Source organism: Paenalcaligenes niemegkensis (assembly GCF_022230885.1).
Lineage (GTDB): Bacteria > Pseudomonadota > Gammaproteobacteria > Burkholderiales > Burkholderiaceae_B > Paenalcaligenes > Paenalcaligenes niemegkensis.
In genome coordinates this window covers 1804734-1819844 of the sequence record NZ_JAKGCT010000004.1, presented here as the reverse complement: position 1 = coordinate 1819844, position 15111 = coordinate 1804734, and the positions used below count along the sequence as shown (strand labels likewise).

The following is a 15111-nucleotide window of genomic DNA, read 5'->3' as shown; positions in this document are numbered from 1 at the left end:
AATCTGGGGTACTAACCTTTATAAATATTTCAAACAGATGCAAAGATGCGTTATTTTCGCTTAAAATGCATTTTATCGCTGAGTTAACCGACAACTTGCGGAGCGATACGCCACCTTGGTGGCTAAAAATCCCGCTAAAGCGTCGCGCCCGATGCGCATTGCTTCTGTGCTCTAGTATCCGTGGTGCAACGCAGTTTGTTCACCTACTTATATGCTTTTTAGCATCACAACAGGACGCAACCGCTGTGGCCAACAACGATTTTCTATTTACTTCCGAGTCCGTATCCGAAGGTCATCCCGATAAAGTCGCGGATCAGATATCTGATGCCGTGCTTGATGCCATTTTTACTCAAGACCCTAATGCTCGTGTCGCTGCGGAAACGCTGTGCAACACGGGTCTGGTTGTGATGGCAGGCGAGATCACGACCACTGCCAACGTTGATTATATTCAAGTCGCACGCGACACCTTGCAGCGTATTGGTTACGACAACTCCGACTACGGCATAGACTACAAGGGTTGTGCAGTACTGGTGGCTTACGATAAACAGTCGCCTGATATTGCGCAAGGTGTAGATCGTAGCGCAGAAGAAATTCTTAACCAGGGGGCGGGTGATCAGGGGCTGATGTTTGGTTATGCCTGCGACGAAACGCCCGATCTCATGCCTGCACCCATTTGGTATGCACATCGCTTAATGCAACGCCAAAGCGAATTGCGTAAAGACGGACGCTTGCCGTGGCTGCGTCCGGATGCCAAGGCTCAGGTAACTTTCCGCTATCTGGAAGGCAGGCCGGCTGAGGTCGATACTGTGGTCTTGTCCACGCAGCATGCCCCTGAAATGTCACAGGCCGATATCCAGGAAGCTGTAATCGAGCAGATTATCCGCCCTTGCTTCCCCGATGAATTCCTCACTCCCAACACCCGTTTCCTGGTTAATCCCACGGGGAAGTTTGTGATTGGTGGCCCCCAGGGAGACTGCGGTTTAACAGGCCGTAAGATTATTGTGGATACCTATGGCGGCGCATGCAGCCATGGTGGTGGAGCATTTTCAGGCAAGGACCCGTCAAAGGTAGACCGCTCTGCAGCGTATGCGGCACGTTATGTAGCGAAAAATGTAGTCGCGGCAGGCCTGGCGCGTCAGTGCGAGGTTCAGCTTAGTTACGCGATTGGGGTTGCCGAACCCATTAACATCACCATTTACACAGAAGGTACGGGTGTGATTGCTGATGACGCCATCGCTAAGCTGGTGCGAGAACACTTTGACTTGCGTCCAAAGGGCATTATCAACATGCTCAATCTATTGCGTCCGATCTACAGCAAAACGGCTGCTTATGGGCACTTTGGCCGTAGCGAACCCGAATTCACCTGGGAAGCCACTGATAAAGCGGCAGCATTACGCGCAGCGGCTGGTCTCTAAACGCTCGTTTTCTATCTGTCAGGCATTCAATCAGGGCGCTCGATGCGCCTTGATTGCACTGAGTAAATGCCGATTCATGTTAAGGGCATTAGGTCGGTTTTCCGACACTCAATGCTAAAGTAAAAGAATGTCCACCTATAATCCTTCCCCTTCCGCTGCTGACGAGAGCTCCAGCTTACGTCCCACCGACTCGCCATGTGTGGCGGTGTGTTCTACCCTTTACGATGACATCTGCCGTGGTTGCGGACGTACGGCCATGGAGGTAGCTAACTGGGTGTTTTTTTCCGAAGAGGAAAAACTCGGTATCTGGGAGCGGATCCGTGGGCAGGGCTATCCGCGTCGCAACAACCCGTCCCGTTAAGTTTTTCGGCCTGATGGCTGGCGAAAAATAATTTAACGGGTACAATTCTGCTATCGAATTCCCAGACCCCTGAGGAGCGTTGCGACAAACAACTTACAGTTTGCCAGGCTTAGGGGTTTTTACGTTGAACTACGTTTACGTTTCTCAACGACGCTCACCATATTCCCGTGCAGGGGCCATGGTGACTGCGTAATGTGTGTCCCGGCTTATGCATGTTAACCGGAGCACTCTATGAACGCCGTTACCGATACCGCATTTTCCGATTTCGTTATTGCTGACATCGCACTGGCCAGCTGGGGCCGTCGAGAAATCGCGATCGCTGAAACTGAAATGCCAGGCTTGATGGCCACTCGCGAAGAATATGCTGCATCGCAGCCTCTAAAAGGCGCACGCATTGCCGGCAGCCTGCACATGACCATCCAGACAGCTGTCCTTATCGAAACCCTGGTGGCCCTGGGCGCCGAGGTTCGCTGGGCATCGTGCAATATTTTCTCTACCCAAGATCACGCTGCTGCCGCTATTGCTGCCAGCGGTACGCCTGTATTTGCTGTTAAGGGCGAGACTCTTGAAGAGTACTGGCAGTACGCCCACGATATTTTTGACTGGCCCGGCGAGAATCAGGCCAATATGATTTTAGATGACGGTGGCGATGCGACGGTCTTGCTGCATCTTGGCGCACGTGCTGAAAAAGACATTTCGGTGCTTGATGCTCCGGGCAGCGAAGAAGAGCGCGTGCTTTTTGCTTCGGTCCGGGCACGTCTGCAGACGGACGCTACATGGTATTCAACACGCCTGGCGCAAATTAAAGGCGTCACCGAAGAAACCACGACTGGTGTGCACCGTCTCTACCAGATGGCTAAAAAGGGCGAGTTGGCTTTCCCCGCCATTAACGTTAACGATTCCGTCACCAAATCCAAGTTCGATAACCTTTACGGTTGCCGTGAGTCTTTGGTGGACGGTATCAAGCGTGCAACCGACGTCATGGTGGCGGGCAAGGTCGCCGTTGTTATCGGCTTTGGCGATGTGGGCAAGGGCTGCGCCCAGGCATTGGCTGCGTTACGGGCACAGGTTTGGGTAACTGAAGTCGATCCTATTTGTGCGCTTCAGGCTTCAATGGAAGGCTACCGTGTTGTAACAATGGAAGAAGCGGCAGACAAGGCTGATATTTTCGTGACAGCAACAGGTAACTACCACGTCATTAATCGTCAGCACATGGAACGCATGAAAGACCAGGCCATCGTATGCAATATCGGTCACTTTGATAACGAAATTGATGTTGCTGCTATTGAAGACCTCGAATGGGAAGAGATCAAGCCACAGGTTGACCACGTTATTTTCCCTGACGGTAAGCGGATCATTCTTCTGGCTAAAGGCCGTCTGGTGAATTTAGGCTGCGCAACGGGCCATCCTTCATTTGTGATGTCGGCGTCGTTCACGAATCAGACGATTGCCCAGATTGAGCTGTTTACACGCGGCGAAGCATACGAAACAGGAAAGGTTTATGTATTGCCCAAGCACCTTGACGAAAAAGTAGCTCGTCTGCACCTTGCAAAATTAGGTGTACAGTTGAGCGAGTTAAGCCCGGAGCAAGCTGACTATATCAATGTGCCGGTAGAGGGCCCTTACAAAGCAGACCACTACCGTTACTAAACCCATAGGCGTCTGCGGACGCCTTTTCAGGAGCCTCAACATGACCTTACTGCTTGTTTGGATACTTAATGCTGTTGCACTGCTGGTAGTGGCCTATATTTTGCCCGGTATTGCCGTCGCATCGTTTGGCTCTGCGTTAATCGCAGCACTGGTGCTAGGTTTACTTAACACCATCGTTAAACCTGTTTTGACCATACTGACCTTGCCTATCACTATCGTTACCTTAGGGCTGTTTTTGCTTGTGCTGAACGCTTTGGTGTTCTGGTTTGCTGGTTCGGTGCTCAGCGGCTTTAAGGTCAACGGGTTCTGGTGGGCCATGATTGGGGCCATTATTTACAGCCTGGTGTCCGGGCTACTGTCGAGGTTACTGGTTTCATGATTCAAACGCAGTCGCTGAGCCTGGAGTTTTTTCCGCCCCGTGATATTGCTGCACAGGAAAAGCTGGTTCGATCCGCTAAAACCTTGCAAGGACTGCATCCCGCATACGTTAGTGTCACCTTCGGGGCAGGGGCACTACCCGTGCGGGTACCGTAGGCGCAGTGGGCTTATTGCAAAAACTGGGTTTTGATGTAGCGCCTCATTTATCGTGTATTGGTGCTACGCGTGCCGAACTGGCTGCGGTTCTTGACGACTACCACGCCAAGGGCATCCGCCGTATTGTCGCTTTGCGAGGCGATTTGCCTTCAGGTATGGGAGGGGATGCCGGAGAGCTTCGTTATGCCAGTGAGCTGGTTAAGTTTATCCGGGAGCATAGCGGCGATGAGTTCACGATCGAGGTGGCGGCTTATCCGGAAATGCATCCGCAAGCCACCAGCTTCGATACTGATATGGCTCATTTCGTCGATAAGGTCAATCAAGGGGCTGACGGAGCGATCACGCAATATTTCTTTAATCCTCACGCTTATTTCGACTTTGTTGAACGCGCGCAGGTTAAAGGGGTGAACATTCCTGTCATTCCGGGAATTATGCCTATTACCAACTCATCGCAGCTAATTCGGTTTTCGAACATGTGTGGTGCTGAAGTTCCGCGTTGGGTCCGATTGCGTTTAGCTGACTTTGGCGACGACAGAGACTCAATCCGAGCCTTTGGTGTCGATGTCGTGACCCAGCTCTGTCAGGACTTGCTTGATGGTGGGGCACCCGGATTGCATTTTTATACCTTGAATGGATCAGATGCCGCCATGTCGGTAATACCTAAGCTTAGCTTTAGCTAAGTTCTGTTAGCCGGTCAGCAAGCTAAAAGATAGCTTGAATAAAACAATGGCTACGTTAAACGTAGCCATTGCTGTCTGGAAATACGGTGATGTGTATCTTTACAGGGCAGGAACCGCTTTCGCCCAGCCTTTATCGGTAAGTATGCCGTCCAGCTGAAAGTCGTGAGGCTGGGGCTGGTAGTTTTCAGCGCTTAAGTCGCCAACTGCCCAGGCAACGCCAATAGCGGTAAAGGGGTGATTTTGTGCTTTAAGCTGCGCTAAAGTACGATCATAATAACCTTTACCATATCCGACCCGGTCGCCTTGCCGCGTAAAGCCCAGGGTTGGGACCAGTACAATATCTGGAAGATCGGCGACTTCTGTGGTGTCGGGTTCTTGTATATTGTATTTACCCGCATTCATGTTCGAGTCGGGATGCCAGGGTCGAAACACCAAGGGGCTATCGGGAGCGACGACGCAAGGTAACGATATTTCGATCCCTTCCTCGTCTACCAGTTGGTAAAGTAATGACTGTAGCTCTGGCTCGCCGTCTAAAGACCAAAAGGCAGCAATCTTGTTCGGAAAAGGTTTGCCTGCTTGTTTTAGTCGTGTGCGAGTTGTTGCCAGCCACGTAAACAAACGACCTCGAATCAACAGACCGCCCCGGTTGGTATCCATGCGTTCTTGTTGGCTTCGTTTTTCTAGCAATCGTTTGCGTAGGGTACTTGCGTTATGCTCTACGTTTTGGTTCATGGTTAGCTTAAATTTTTAAAGGCAAGTGAAGATGACGTTGAAGTCGTTACGGTACCAGAAAAGTACCCCCGTTCTAAAACCTTGCTTGACGTGCCACAGATGACGGCTCTTGCCTTGCTATCGATTTTAGGGCTGGCGGGATGTGTGGGCGCACAGCCTCCCCAGAAGCTTAGCCAGAAATCGGATGAAGTCCAAGTTCTTCCGTCTGCTGATGATGTGCTGCGCCTGGCGATGGCCAATCCCGCCCCTGCGCCAGCAACACGTTGGGAACATAAGCCTGATGTTACTCCACAGGCCCGCTCTGCCGTCCTAAGCGCCCGTGCGGCCCTTGAGGCTAAGCGCTGGTCTGCACTGCCTGCCTTGGCAGAACAGGCCGCGGGAGACCCTGTGCTGGGTGCCTATCCACGCTACTGGCATTTGCGTCAGCAATTGCACACTACCACTGCAGTACCTCCTGCTGATTCTCTGAACCACTTTTTAAGAACCAATGCCGATCATTATTTGGCCGAGCGTTTAAAAGGTGATTGGGCAATTGCCGCAGCACGAAGGGGCGACTACGCTTTAGTCAATGAGCTGAATCCAGCCGACCTGGGCAATTCGCAAACACGTTGCGCTCAGCACTATGCCAAACATATGACTGGTCAGGCCGTTGATCTCAATTTGGCACTCGAGCAGTTCCGGCCGGGCAGTGCATGTTGGACGATGTTAGACCAGCTCTACACCGATCAGGTAGCGGGCTGGGATGACATTCGGGGCCTCATGCGAGCCGCCATTGAAAGTGCCAAGCCTGTAGAGGCGCGCCGTTTGGCTGCGATCCTGTTTGATGGCAGCGAAATGAAAGACTACACGTCGTTGATGGCCGCTCCGAAGGCGTGGCTGAATCGCCAGGGCGCAGTCAGTGGTGTGCCTCAGCAAGAACTTGTCACCTTGGCGCTGTCCCGCTTGGGCCGTGAGTCAAATCGTCAGGTTCAGGCCGATTACATTCGCAATAAATGGGCGCAGCAACTGCCTGCGGAAAATCTTGATTGGGTATGGGGTCAGTTTGGTCTGGTGGCCGCATTACGCGTCGAACCAGATGCCGCTACCTGGTACCGCCTGTCTGGCCTGACTCGCATGACAGACTATAACCACGCTTGGGAGGTGCGGGCCGAGCTCCGCGAGCCTTCAATAGACTGGAGGCGAGTTCAGGCCAGTGTCGAGAAAATGACTAAAGCGCAGGCTTCAGAGCCGGTCTGGGTCTATTGGAGAGCACGCGCCCTGCAAGCTCAGGGCGATCGTGCTCAAGCCAAGGCGCAGTTTGAGTCCATCACCAGCGATCTTGGGTTTTATGGGCAGTTGGCCAGCGAAGAGCTGGGCCGCCTGATTACGTTGCCACCTAAACCTACTGCGGTGACAAATGCCGAAATTGCCGAGGTTCGTTCGCGTCCCGGTATTGTGCGGGCTATTGAACTGTTTGATTTGGGATGGAGATCCGAGGCGGTGTCCGAGTGGGCTTTCGCTATTCGTGGCATGAACGACCGTCAGTTACGCGCTGCCGCTGAAATCGCTCGTAGCGAGCATGTCTATGATCGAGTGGTGAATACGTCGTTGCTGACACGGAATGAAATTGACTTTAGTCAGCGTTTTGTGGCGCCCTTTGAAGGACGGGTCACTGAAAAAGCAAAGCTCATTAACCTCGATCCTGCGTGGGTATACGGCTTGATTCGGCAAGAGTCTCGATTTATTACTGATGCCCGCTCAGGGGTGGGCGCATCTGGCCTTATGCAACTGATGCCGGGCACTGCTAAGTGGGTGGCCAATCGGATTGGCATGCAAGGCTTTACTCCCTCTAGCGTTAATGACTTTGACACGAATACCATACTGGGTACCAATTACCTGAATATGGTGCTGCAGCAGCTTGATGGCTCAGAGGTGCTCGCGTCGGCTGGCTATAACGCTGGTCCTAAGCGGCCTGTACGCTGGCGGTCACGCTTGCAAGTGCCGGTTGAAGGGGCTATTTTTGCCGAGACGATCCCTTTTACTGAAACGCGCCTGTATGTGAAAAACGTTTTATCTAACGCAACTTATTACTCAATGGTATTTACCGGTCAGCCACAGTCACTTAAGCAACGATTAGGCGTGATATCGCCTGAAGCTGAAACGACGGTCGCGTTGCCCTGATGACATCCACATTAACAGCAGCCCATCAACAGCGTCTGCTCAAGTTAACACCGGAGCCTGACGCGTATCTGCACGGGCTGCAGGTGTACGTGGTGGGCGGCGCTGTTCGTGATGCCCTGCTGGGGCAGCCCGCGGGCGATCGAGACTGGGTCATTGTGGGTAGCACTCCCGAGGAGATCGCCAAGCGGGGCTTCATTCCGGTAGGGGGCGATTTTCCGGTTTTTTTACACCCTGAAACCAAGGAAGAGTTTGCTCTGGCTCGCACCGAACGAAAGTCGGGCAGAGGGTACCGGGGCTTTACTTTTTACACTGGCACTGACGTGACACTGGCCGATGACCTGAAGCGGCGCGATCTTACGATCAACGCCATGGCTTTAGGCGCCGATGGCACGTTGGTTGACCCCTTAAGAGGACTTAGCGATTTAAACTTGAAGGTTTTGCGGCACGTGGATGGCGCCTTTGTTGAGGATCCCGTGCGTTTATTGCGTTTAGCACGTTTTGCGGCGCGTTTTTTGATTTTTCTATTGCGCCGGAAACACTGACACTAGCACGGCAACTGGTCAGCGAAGGCGAGGTCGATGCCTTGGTTCCTGAGCGCATCTGGCAAGAATTGCGTAAAGCCCTGACGTACGATGCTCCTTGGCGTTTTATTGACGTTATGCAAGAAGTCGCGGCACTTGAGAAAACGCTGCCGGGGCTGGAGCTTAATCAACAGGTAGAACTCGCTTTGGAAAAGGCTGTCTCCCGTGGCTTGGGCACTCGGGAACGTTATGCCGTGTTGCTTGCCTGCTCATCTGAGGCTGTAGAACTGTCGCAGCGTATTCGTGCTCCTGCCGAGTATAGGGATCTGGCTCGATTGACAGCTCAAAGCTTGCAGGAGGTCGCGCTTAGCGCAGATGCAACGGCAGTATCCCGCCTGAACTGGCTTGAGCGCTGTGATGCCTTCAGGCGACCACAGCGTTTCACTCAGCTATTGCAGTGTCTGTCATGTTACCGGCATGTTGATGCCGAGAATTGGCTGCAATGGCGCGACAGGGCCGACCAGATCGATGCTGCAGCCATTGCCCGGGCCCATCAAGGCGATGGGGTGAGAATCAAGGCCGCGTTGCAGCAAGCCCGTATACAGGCTTTATCTTAAAGACGGTCGCGTCTGTCACCAGACAAGAAACCAATCAGCGGCCCGTCAATTTCTTTTGCTACCGCCAGTACCTTAAACAGTTCACCCATCTCGGCTTCAGAAAAGAGCTTCTGGACAGCGCTTGCCGTCTGAGCCCATCTGGCTGTTTCAGCGCTATCGTTGCCAGCAGGTGCGAGTTGCTCCAGGCGTTGCACTAAACCACTGTTCATCAGAAAACGAGCCTGCGACGTATAGCCCATGACGTCCAGACCGCCTTCTAGTGCGGCATCAGCCATGGCGGTGAAGTCGACATGAGCGGTAATGTCTTGCAAGCCTGGAAACAGTAGTGCTTCGCTATGGGCGTAATGACGAAAGTGGCACATGAGGGTGCCTTCGGCACGCTGCTCGTGGTAGTACTCGTGTTGCGGAAACCCATAGTCAAATAGCAAAACCGCGCCTTTGCTTAACCATGAACCAATTTCCCTTACCCATGCTTCAGCCTGCAAGTTAATTTCGCTACGATAACCGTCAACCTTGGGGAAGCGAGCCTCAGCCACGCGTGCCAGCGCATCGTTAGCGGCCTGAGCGGCCCACGTGAAAGGGCTGACAGTGGGCTGCGTGGCCAGGCTGACCCCAAGCTCAGAAAACACACCGGCAGTCTCACGCTCTATGAGGTGAACCGGCATGGCGTCCAGCACTTCATTTGCAATGGCACAGCCGACAAAGTCGGTAGGCAGCTGGTCTAGCCAGCGCACCCGTTCGCCAAACTGATGCAGGCTTTCTTGCTGGCGTTGCTTCAGGCTGGGCGAAACTTCAAGTATGGAATACTGCACATCAATACCCAGATCAAGTAATGCGGGAATGATGGCCTTTGCCAAGGTACCACTACCGGCTCCGAACTCAAGTACTTCTACGCTTTGGCTTAGGCTGAGCACCTGATGAATCTGCACTGCAAGGCTTTGACCGAATAGCGGGGTAAGTTCCGGCGCGGTTGTGAAGTCGCCCACAGGCAGCCCGCTGCCAAATTTGGTGCTGCCGCCGCTGTAATAGCCTATATTTGGCGCATATAAGGTCTGATGCATCCACTGATCAAAGGGCAAGAAATTATCTTGCTGTGCTTCGATTTTTTCCGACAGGTAATTGTGATTGATATCGAGCTGGGGTATCAGTTCGGCTTCAAGTTGAGGCAGACCTGTAGGAACAATAGGGGAGTGCAGGTATTTCATAATGGGCGAAGCGTAGATTTAAGGAGCTGGGGGCGTGAGCCATGTGTTTTTTGCGCTGGCCCGCGCGATAAATCTCCATGATCATGCCCACCAGAAAGCTGAACAAAATAGCGGAGATTGCCGCCAGCAAGAAATTGCTGAATACGAACCACAGCGGAATGCAAATAATAAAGATACGCCAGAGAGGGCGCGAGAGCAGGTTTTTCATACTCTATGACAAATGAAGGTTCCGTCGTAACGGAACGGAACCCCCATTTTACGCAGCCTTTGCTAATTGTGTCGGCAACAGAGACCCAAAACGGATTAGCCGGAATTTCGCAGGCCGGCAGCAATACCGTTAATGGTGATGTGTATGGCCTCTTGGGCATAATCATCACTGCCTTTATCGCCGGCATTGCGCTGGCGCCGTAATAGTTCAACCTGGAGGTGATTCAAGGGGTCTATATAAGCGAAGCGCTCGGTAAGCGCTGCGCGCAAAGCAGGGTCATGGTCCAGCAGCTCATAGCCGCTAAGCTGCGTGAATAGCGAGCAGCACAAATGAAATTCGTCTTTAATACGTTTGAAAATGTCTTGAGCCATGGTTTGATCCTCAACCAGCTGAGCATAGCGAGCACCGATATCCAGATCGGTTTTGGCCAGGACCTGCTCCATGTTTGACAACAGTGTTCTAAAGAAAGGCCATTCTGCAGCCATTTCCTGAAGTTGCTTTAAACGCTCTGCTGGCGTTTCAGGCCCATTGGGTACACCTTCATCCAGATAGCGCTGGATTCCGCTCCCCACCCCATACCAGCCCGGCAAGGGAAGACGGCATTGCGCCCATGAGAAGCTCCAGGGGATAGCCCGGAGGTCTTCAATGCGCTGAGTGGTTTTACGCGAGGCGGGCCGCGAACCAATATTTAAGCCCGCGATTTCTTGAACCGGAGTGGCGTTAAAGAAGTATTCGTTAAAGCCAGGCGTTTCATAAACCAGAGCGCGATAATTTTTTTGAGCTGTTTCAGACATGAAGCGCATCGCATCACCAAAGCGCTCAATGTAGGTGTCTTCGCTGCAAGCCTCGGTGCTTAGGCTGGCTTCGAGGGTGGCTGCCACGAACATCTCCAGGTGCCAGCGTCCTACATCTACGTCTTTATAGCGGCTTTGGATAATTTCGCCTTGTTCGGTGAGCCGGATTTGACCGTTAACCGTACCGGGCGGCTGAGCCAGAATGGCATCAAAGCTGGATCCGCCACCCCGCCCGACGGAGCCCCCTGCCGTGGAACAGGCGTAGACGTATATCTCTTTGCTTAAAAACCGCCACCAGTTCGCGTTCTGCTTGGTAAAGTGACCAGTTTGAACACAGGTAGCCTCCGTCTTTGTTGCTGTCTGAGTATCCCAGCATGACCTCTTGCACACTGTTTTGAGCTAACTTGACCCTTGCACTGACTTCGGGAAGATCCAGGTAGTCAGCCATAATTTCGGCGCCACGCTGTAGGTCTGGGATGGTTTCAAACAGAGGCACTACCATCAGCCCAGAGGCCAGACCATCGTGCATGCCGGGAATGATAAGGCCGGTTTCCTGCTGTAACACCAGGACCTCGAGAAGATCGCTCAACGTTTCGGTGTGCGACACAATAGTCTGTTCAATCGCTTGTGAACCGAAGCAGGTTCTGGCCTTCGCTGCATAACGCAAGATAGCCAGCTCTTTTTCTGTTTCTGCGGAATAGCTGAGCCAGGGAGAGACTAGCGGACGCGTTTCAGCCAGCTCTTTACGCAGAATAGCTATACGATCGCTTTCTGATAGGGCCCCGTAGCGTACAGGTTCGCCGTTATGCTCAATACCCGCTGCCTGGAAAAGCTCAGTCAAGACCCGCTCGTGTACATCTGAGCTTTGACGTAAATCGATAGTGGCCAGATGGAAGCCGAAGACGGCCACCGCCTGGATGAGGTCGCGCAACCGTAGGTCGGCAATAACGGCAGCATGGCTATCCGACAACGAGTCGGCGATGGTTTGCAGATCGTGCTGGAATTCGGCAGCCGTCGCATAGGCTGGAGCAGAGTAAGTAGGGCGCGCCGCCAGGCTGCGCCCGGTAAGACGCTGTCCAGTAGCGGCGAGTCTGGCATAAAAATGTATAAATGCCCGGCGGTAAGGTTCGTCAATACGATGTGGTGACAGGTCCTGGCTTTCTGCGGACAAGGCCATGAGTGCGGGGCTGGCCGGAGCCAGTGATTCCGATAACGACAGCTCGGTGCCGAGGGCTTTTACTTCTTTCAGGTAATGAAGGATAGCCGTGCTGGATTGGCGCAGCAAAGCTTGTTCTAGCGTGCTTGCGTCAACGTTGGGGTTGCCGTCACGGTCACCGCCAATCCAGCTGCCCATGCGCAAAAACGCGGGTAGCGGGCGCAATGGCGCAGCATGGCTCGAGGAATCCTGTTCGTGCAGCAGTAAATCGAGGTTATGGTAAAGTTGGGGGATCGCGGCCAGAAAGGTATGCTGATAATAAGCAAGGGCATTATCAATTTCATCAGCCACAGTCAGCGTGTGCTGACGCAACATTCTTGTCTTCCACAAGGTGGTTACCAGCCCCGCCAAACGGTGGTGATGCTCGCGCTGGCTGCGTCGCTTTTCACCATCAAGTTCGGGCAGCAGGGTGGCAATATCCTTGTGCAATGCCAACGTACTTTGCCGTTGAACTTCTGTAGGGTGTGCTGTTAATACTGGCACCACACTGGCGCGAGCTAGAAACTCAAGCAACTGTGCACTATTGCTTTGTTCGGATAACAGATTCACAGCCCGTTCCAGCGATCCGGCCTGCGCACTTAGGTCCGCGTTATCGCGTTGACGATTTTGCTCCCGGTCTTCGGCAATATTTGATAAATGCAGAAAATAGGCAAAAGCCCTGGCCACGGTATGAGCCTGTTCCTTTGTCAACTCAGGGATGCTGTTTTCAAGGGCATCCAGTTCGCTTCTGTCACCTTCACGACGATATCGCACGGCATAGCGTCTTAAGCCTTCAATAATAGTGAAGATTTCTTCGCCGTCGGTTTCATGGATTACATCGCCAAGGGCTTTGCCTAATAATCGTATGTCTTGACGTAGTGATGATGTGCCGATTGGGGCGTTGCCGTACATGGTTGCTCCTCATGGATGGTGTTTTTATAATTAAAGTATAAATGCTGCGCTGCAGCAACTGCTTGAGGTGATGTTATTTTTTTACAGTTGATTCGCTTTAAGTTGCTTGCGCGTTTATCATAAACTTCTTTATCACGCTTTTTTTAGCTAGAGATCACATGCCACAATATCGTTCTCGTACTTCTACGCATGGTCGCAATATGGCCGGTGCGCGTGCCCTGTGGCGCGCGACTGGCATGAAAGATGGCGACTTCGACAAGCCCATCATTGCTGTCGTGAACTCATTTACTCAGTTTGTGCCCGGTCATGTTCATTTAAAAGACCTAGGCCAGCTGGTGGCACGTCAAATTGAAGCCGCTGGCGGTGTTGCCAAAGAATTCAATACTATCGCGGTAGATGACGGTATTGCGATGGGTCACGACGGTATGCTGTATTCGCTGCCCTCCCGCGAGCTTATTGCTGACTCCGTAGAATACATGGTCAATGCGCATTGCGCTGACGCGATGGTATGTATTTCGAACTGCGACAAGATCACCCCGGTATGTTGATGGCTGCAATGCGCGTCAACATTCCCACCATTTTTGTATCGGGCGGGCCCATGGAGGCGGGTAAGGTCACCTCTAAAGACGGCAAAACCGTAATACGGAAGCTGGATTTGGTCGATGCCATGATTCAGGCGGCTGATGACAGTGTTTCAGACGAGGACCTGGCAGAAATCGAAGTCAACGCCTGTCCCACATGTGGTTCATGTTCAGGCATGTTTACGGCCAACTCCATGAACTGCTTAACCGAAGCTTTGGGCATGGCCTTGCCAGGCAACGGTACTATTGTTGCCACTCATGCACGCCGCAAGGGTTTGTTTGAAATGGCTGGCGGCCTGATTGTCGAACTGTGCAAACGCTATTACGAACAAGACGACGCCTCAGTGCTGCCGCGTAGCGTGGCTACCTTTAACGCCTTTGAAAATGCCATGACACTTGATGTGGCGATGGGTGGCTCGACTAACACCGTGTTGCACTTGCTGGCTGCAGCCCAAGAGGCGGGTGTTGACTTCACCATGACGGATATCGACCGCATTTCACGTCGTGTTCCGTGCTTATGCAAAGTAGCACCGGCTACCGAGCTCTACCACATGGAAGACGTACACCGTGCTGGGGGCATCTTGGGCATACTTGCCGAGCTTGGTCGTGGCGGACTATTGCATCTGGACGAGCCGAACGTGCATAGTGGCACCTTGGGCGAGGCAATCAAGCGCTGGGATGTGTGCGGTAATAACGTCAAGGCCGTTGAGAAGTTCTTTTTGACTGCTCCAGGGGGCATTCCTACGCAAACAGCTTTTAGCCAAGATCGCTATTACCAAGATTTGGATATAGATCGCGAAAATGGCTGTATCCGCGATATCGAACACGCTTACTCCAAAGACGGTGGCCTTGCTGTTTTATACGGAAACCTCGCAAAAAATGGCTGTATTGTTAAAACTGCCGGTGTTGACGAAAGCATTTTAACGTTCACAGGCAAGGCCCGTATTTTCGAGAGTCAGGAAAGCTCGGTCGAAGGCATTCTAAATGGCAGCGTGACCGAAGGTGACGTGGTCATTATTCGTTATGAAGGTCCCAAAGGTGGTCCAGGCATGCAAGAGATGCTTTATCCCACCTCTTACCTGAAATCCAAAGGTTTAGGTGCCAAAGCGGCATTGCTTACCGATGGCCGCTTTTCTGGTGGTTCTTCTGGCCTGGTTATTGGTCATGCTTCTCCTGAAGCAGCCGAAGGCGGTAATATTGCTTTGGTCGAAGAGGGTGATATTATCGAGATCGATATCCCCAATCGCCGCATACATCTGGCGATTAGCGATGATGAACTGGCACGTCGCCGAGCCGAGATGGAAGCACGGGGTCCTGATGCCTGGCAGCCACAAGAAGATCGTCCCCGGGTTATTTCACAAGCTTTGCGGGCCTACGCCGCACTGGCCACTTCGGCCGATCGTGGTGCGGTACGTGACGTAAGTCAGCTTACTCGCAGATAAGCGATACTTATCGCTGTCAGAAGGGGTGCTGCCGTCACGGCAACACCCTTTTTGCTTCGGTCAGGCTTATTTCAAGTGTGGAAGCAAGGCAGTGTTCCGCCAGG

General features: G+C 52.7%; 8 protein-coding genes, 4 pseudogenes and 1 riboswitch. Of the genes and pseudogenes, 9 read left to right on the top strand and 3 right to left on the bottom strand.

Annotation, left to right across the window (positions count from 1 at the left end):
- The first annotated feature begins 245 nt into the window (after positions 1–245).
- The 5 genes and pseudogenes from metK to metF all read left to right on the top strand — a co-directional run bounded on the left by metK (position 246) and on the right by metF (position 4640).
- Entirely contained in the window at positions 246–1415 is a 1170-nt protein-coding gene (gene metK / locus L1889_RS12825; RefSeq protein ID WP_238665436.1) for a methionine adenosyltransferase, read from the top strand.
- Positions 1416–1542: 127 nt separating this feature from the next.
- The gene (locus L1889_RS12820) at positions 1543–1776 is read left to right on the top strand and encodes a DUF1289 domain-containing protein (protein WP_238665435.1); all 234 of its coding nucleotides are present in this window, start codon (positions 1543–1545) and stop codon (positions 1774–1776) included.
- Between the two features lie 65 nt (positions 1777–1841).
- Positions 1842–1939: riboswitch (S-adenosyl-L-homocysteine riboswitch) on the top strand.
- 68 nt (positions 1940–2007) lie between these two features.
- A complete protein-coding gene (ahcY, locus tag L1889_RS12815) occupies positions 2008–3426 on the top strand; it encodes an adenosylhomocysteinase (RefSeq protein WP_238665434.1) in 1419 nt (472 codons plus the stop codon).
- A 40-nt stretch (positions 3427–3466) separates the two neighbouring features.
- Complete coding sequence (locus L1889_RS12810) at positions 3467–3805, top strand: phage holin family protein (protein ID WP_238665433.1); 339 nt, start codon at positions 3467–3469, stop codon at positions 3803–3805.
- Positions 3802–4640, top strand: a pseudogene (gene metF / locus L1889_RS12805) (methylenetetrahydrofolate reductase [NAD(P)H]). Before L1889_RS12810 ends, metF begins: the two are co-directional and overlap by 4 nt.
- A 99-nt stretch (positions 4641–4739) precedes the next feature.
- Here metF and L1889_RS12800 read toward each other — a convergent pair.
- On the bottom strand, positions 4740–5372 hold the full coding sequence (locus L1889_RS12800) for a 5-formyltetrahydrofolate cyclo-ligase (protein WP_238665432.1): 633 nt from the start codon (positions 5370–5372) through the stop codon (positions 4740–4742).
- A 99-nt stretch (positions 5373–5471) separates the two neighbouring features.
- On the opposite strand from L1889_RS12800, the gene L1889_RS12795 reads away from it, so the two are divergent.
- Together L1889_RS12795 and L1889_RS12790 are read left to right on the top strand one after the other, a co-directional pair.
- Positions 5472–7532 carry a lytic transglycosylase domain-containing protein gene (locus tag L1889_RS12795; RefSeq protein WP_238665431.1) on the top strand — a complete coding sequence of 687 codons (2061 nt, stop codon included), beginning with the start codon at positions 5472–5474 and terminating at the stop codon, positions 7530–7532.
- Positions 7532–8670, top strand: a pseudogene (locus L1889_RS12790) (tRNA nucleotidyltransferase/poly(A) polymerase-related protein). Before L1889_RS12795 ends, L1889_RS12790 begins: the two are co-directional and overlap by 1 nt.
- Here the strand turns inward: L1889_RS12790 and L1889_RS12785 are convergent.
- A complete protein-coding gene (locus L1889_RS12785; RefSeq protein ID WP_238665430.1) occupies positions 8667–9875 on the bottom strand; it encodes a class I SAM-dependent methyltransferase in 1209 nt (402 codons plus the stop codon). The pseudogene L1889_RS12790 and the gene L1889_RS12785 overlap by 4 nt on opposite strands.
- 34 nt (positions 9876–9909) lie before the next feature.
- Between L1889_RS12785 and L1889_RS12780 the strand changes: the two genes are divergently transcribed.
- The gene (locus tag L1889_RS12780) at positions 9910–10092 is read left to right on the top strand and encodes a hypothetical protein (protein ID WP_238665429.1); all 183 of its coding nucleotides are present in this window, start codon (positions 9910–9912) and stop codon (positions 10090–10092) included.
- Positions 10093–10178: 86 nt separating this feature from the next.
- Here L1889_RS12780 and ppc read toward each other — a convergent pair.
- A pseudogene (gene ppc / locus L1889_RS12775) lies at positions 10179–12984 on the bottom strand (phosphoenolpyruvate carboxylase).
- 158 nt (positions 12985–13142) lie between these two features.
- On the opposite strand from ppc, the pseudogene ilvD reads away from it, so the two are divergent.
- Positions 13143–15007, top strand: a pseudogene (gene ilvD / locus L1889_RS12770) (dihydroxy-acid dehydratase).
- Positions 15008–15111: the final 104 nt, after the last annotated feature.

Excerpts from the sequence above, each read along its gene's own strand:
- L1889_RS12820 (WP_238665435.1), top strand. The coding sequence starts at position 1,543 with ATGTCCACCTATAATCCTTCCCCTTCCGCTGCTGACGAGAGCTCCAGC.
- ahcY (WP_238665434.1), top strand. The coding sequence starts at position 2,008 with ATGAACGCCGTTACCGATACCGCATTTTCCGATTTCGTTATTGCTGAC.
- L1889_RS12810 (WP_238665433.1), top strand. The coding sequence starts at position 3,467 with ATGACCTTACTGCTTGTTTGGATACTTAATGCTGTTGCACTGCTGGTA.
- L1889_RS12800 (WP_238665432.1), bottom strand. The coding sequence starts at position 5,372 with ATGAACCAAAACGTAGAGCATAACGCAAGTACCCTACGCAAACGATTG.
- L1889_RS12795 (WP_238665431.1), top strand. The coding sequence starts at position 5,472 with ATGACGGCTCTTGCCTTGCTATCGATTTTAGGGCTGGCGGGATGTGTG.
- L1889_RS12785 (WP_238665430.1), bottom strand. The coding sequence starts at position 9,875 with ATGAAATACCTGCACTCCCCTATTGTTCCTACAGGTCTGCCTCAACTT.